We start from the raw sequence: 2,893 nt of genomic DNA, 5'->3' as shown, positions 1-2,893 counted from the left end.
GTTGCCGGGAGTGCCCTCGGCCGGCCAGCGGGCGGCGGCCCGGGCGAACGCCTCGGCGAGCGCATCCTCCACCAGGTCCAGCCGCCGGAAGCGTGAGAAAAGCAGCGCCAGCAGCCGGCCCCACTCTTCCCTGTGAATCTGCTCCAGCCGCTCCATGGGTCAGGCCGAATCCGGTGCCACCATCGCACGGACCTCCACCGGGGCGTCGCCGGCCAGCAGCGCGCAGATCGACACGAGATCGTCCAGGTTGTCCGTCTTCACGGTATAAAACCCGCTCAACTGTTCCACGGACTCGGCATAGGGCCCGTCCGTGACCACCACTCCGTCCGGGGTGGACCGCACGGTCTTCGCCGTCCGGGAATGCTGCAGCTCCGCCCCGCCGGTGATCGCGTGCCCGCGTTCCTTCAGCCGGGCGGCGAATTCCTCGTGCCGCGCATACGTCGCCTCGCGCTGCTCCGGCGTGCTCTGCTCCCAGCTGTCCTCGTTGTCCGGCAACAGCACCATGTACTCGGTCATCTCAGCGTTTCCCTTCGCCAGCCGCGCGTCCTCCCCGCGGCGCCCAGTGTCGACGTGATCCGTTCGACACCATGATGACGCGCGAACTGCAACAGAATCGACAACCCCGCGGCATCACTTCCCGGGCAGTGCTACGGCGTCCCCGCGCCAACCCGTCAGCTGGCGCGGGCCTCGCGGTTCTCGTCCACGTATTCCGCCGTCACCAGGATCGGCAGGTGGTCGGACTGGCCGCGCGGCAGGGTTTCCACGCTTTGAATGTCCAGGCCCAGGGAGGTGGCGAAATCGAAGTGGCCGCGGAACAGCTTGTAGCGCGTGTAGGTCCGGCGGTTGCTCAGGGTCAGTTCGTAGCCCGTTTCCTTCAGGTGCTCAATCAGGTTCTTCGTGAAGAAGGGGTAGTTGAAGTCCCCCACCATCAGCGTCATCTGCTCGCCGTTGCCGCCCATGCCCAGCAGCGCTTCGTGGCCGGCCTTGATCTGGTGCCGGCGCAGGGAGTTGGTAGCGGTCAGCGGCGCGGCGTGAAAGTCACCGACGACGATTTCGTGTTTGCTCTCGTTGTCCACCATTTTGACGCCGAGCAGCCGCTCGTGGGCCGGCGCCAGCACGTAATCGTGCAGCGACTTCTTGAGTTCGAAGGTGTTGGTATCGAGGGCGGAGAACCTGTTCTCGTCGTAATAGACCGCCAGCCCCAGCCTGTTTCCCTTGGTCGAATGGGCCAACCGCAGGTGTCCCAGCGTGTGCGGAAGTTTCTCTGTGTCCGCTTCCTGCAGGCACATGACGTCGACGTCGTAGCGGTCGGTCAGGTCCTCGAGTTCCTCGCTTGCACTGTGTTTCCGCAGGTTGTAGCTGATAGCCCTCAACAAAGAATCACCCTTCCGTCGCGGTCGCTGTAGCCTGCGCCCATACTACAGAGCCGGCCTCGCGGTTACATTCGGCTGCCGCCCGCCAAACCGGGTAAAAGGGCGGATTCGCCCCGCAAGAACGCCGAAAACCGGAGGCCGATATCCTGCGACGCTCAGCTGTGGGCCGCGGCCATCGGGCGCTGGGCTGACGGGCACCGGCACACGTCCCGCCGCCGCCTCGCCGGCGGGGCGCTTACGTTCCGCAGAAGGTCCGGTACGCGCCGAAGTCTTCCGGCGCCGCGGCGGCGTAGCGCTCAAAGCCGCGACGCTCGCCGTAGGGGCGGGTCACCGCGTCCAGGAGGCGGTCCACCGGGTCCAAGTCTCCGTGCGTGGCGGCGTCGAGGGCCTCCTCGACCAGGTGGTTGCGGGGAATGTAGACGGGGTTGACCCGGTCCATCAAACCCGCGTCCGGTCCGAGCGGACGCCATCGTCCCAGCCAGTCATCGAACCCTGCGGGGTCCGGAAACAGGCGCCGGGCCGCTTCTGTATGGCCCCGGGCGGCCGCGCCGAGGCTGCGGAAGAACGCTGTGTGGTCTACCTTGCCCGCCTGGAGCAGGGCCAGGAGGTCATTCACGAGCAGGGAGGCCCCCGCGGCATCGACCTCGTCGCCCAGGCCGATCTTGCTCCTCGCGCCGGCCAGCCAGGCGGCGCTGTACTCGCTCCTGAAGGCGCCCAGGGCTTCTGACGCGAGCGCGGCCGCCTGCTCTTGATCGTCGTGCAAGAGCGGCAGGAGAGCCTCCGCGAGCCGGGCCAGGTTCCATTCGGCGGCAAGCGGCTGGTTGGCATACGCGTAACGCCCGCCCTCGTCGATGGAACTGAAGACGGAGGCCGGATCGAAGGCGTCCATGAAGGCGCAGGGCCCGTAGTCGATGGTTTCACCTGAGATCGTCATGTTGTCGGTGTTCATGACCCCGTGCACGAATCCCACGAGCATCCACTGCGCCACCAGCGCGGCCTGGGCGCCGATCACTGCCTGAAACAGCGCCAGATACGGGTGCTCGGCCTCGGCGGCCGCCCGATGGTGGCGGGCAATGGCATGGTCGGCGAGCCGGCGCAGGAGGCCGGCGTCACCCGTGGCCCGGGCATACTGGAAACTTCCCACGCGCAGATGGCTGCCGGCCACCCGCGCCAGAACGGCTCCCGGCAACTCGGTGTCACGGTATACCGGCAGCCCCGTGGCCACGACGGCGAGGGAGCGCGTGGTGGGAATGCCCAGGGCATGCATGGCCTCGCTGACCACATATTCGCGCAGCATCGGGCCCACCGCGGCCTGGCCGTCACCGCCCCGCGCGAACGGCGTGGGCCCCGAACCCTTGAGGTGGACGTCGCGCAGCCGGCCGCCCGCATCGGTCAGCTCGCCCAGCAGGAGGGCCCGCCCGTCGCCGAGCCGGGGCGAGTACCAGCCGAACTGGTGGCCGGCGTACGCCTGCGCCACCGGAGTGGCGCCGCCGGGGATCCGGTTGCCCGTCAACAGCCGC

The 2,893-nt window shown here is 68.1% G+C and carries 3 protein-coding genes; all 3 read right to left on the bottom strand.

All coding sequences use genetic code 11. From position 1 onward, the window contains the following. Positions 1–159 precede the first annotated feature (159 nt). On the bottom strand, positions 160–516 hold the full coding sequence (locus AC5RV2_RS16620; protein WP_494093252.1) for a YciI family protein: 357 nt from the start codon (positions 514–516) through the stop codon (positions 160–162). Between the two features lie 155 nt (positions 517–671). Further along, entirely contained in the window at positions 672–1,373 is a 702-nt protein-coding gene (locus AC5RV2_RS16615; RefSeq protein ID WP_494093253.1) for an endonuclease/exonuclease/phosphatase family protein, read from the bottom strand. Between the two features lie 235 nt (positions 1,374–1,608). Next, a partial coding sequence (locus AC5RV2_RS16610) for a protein adenylyltransferase SelO (RefSeq protein WP_494093251.1) occupies positions 1,609–2,893 on the bottom strand: 1,285 nt, incomplete at its 5' end.

The organism is Arthrobacter sp. Y3225116 (assembly GCF_059091245.1).
This window is presented reverse-complemented; position numbering and strand designations above follow the sequence as displayed.

Bases quoted from the DNA above. Each gene is read 5' to 3' on its own strand.
- AC5RV2_RS16620 (WP_494093252.1), bottom strand. From the start codon at position 516: ATGACCGAGTACATGGTGCTGTTGCCGGACAACGAGGACAGCTGGGAG.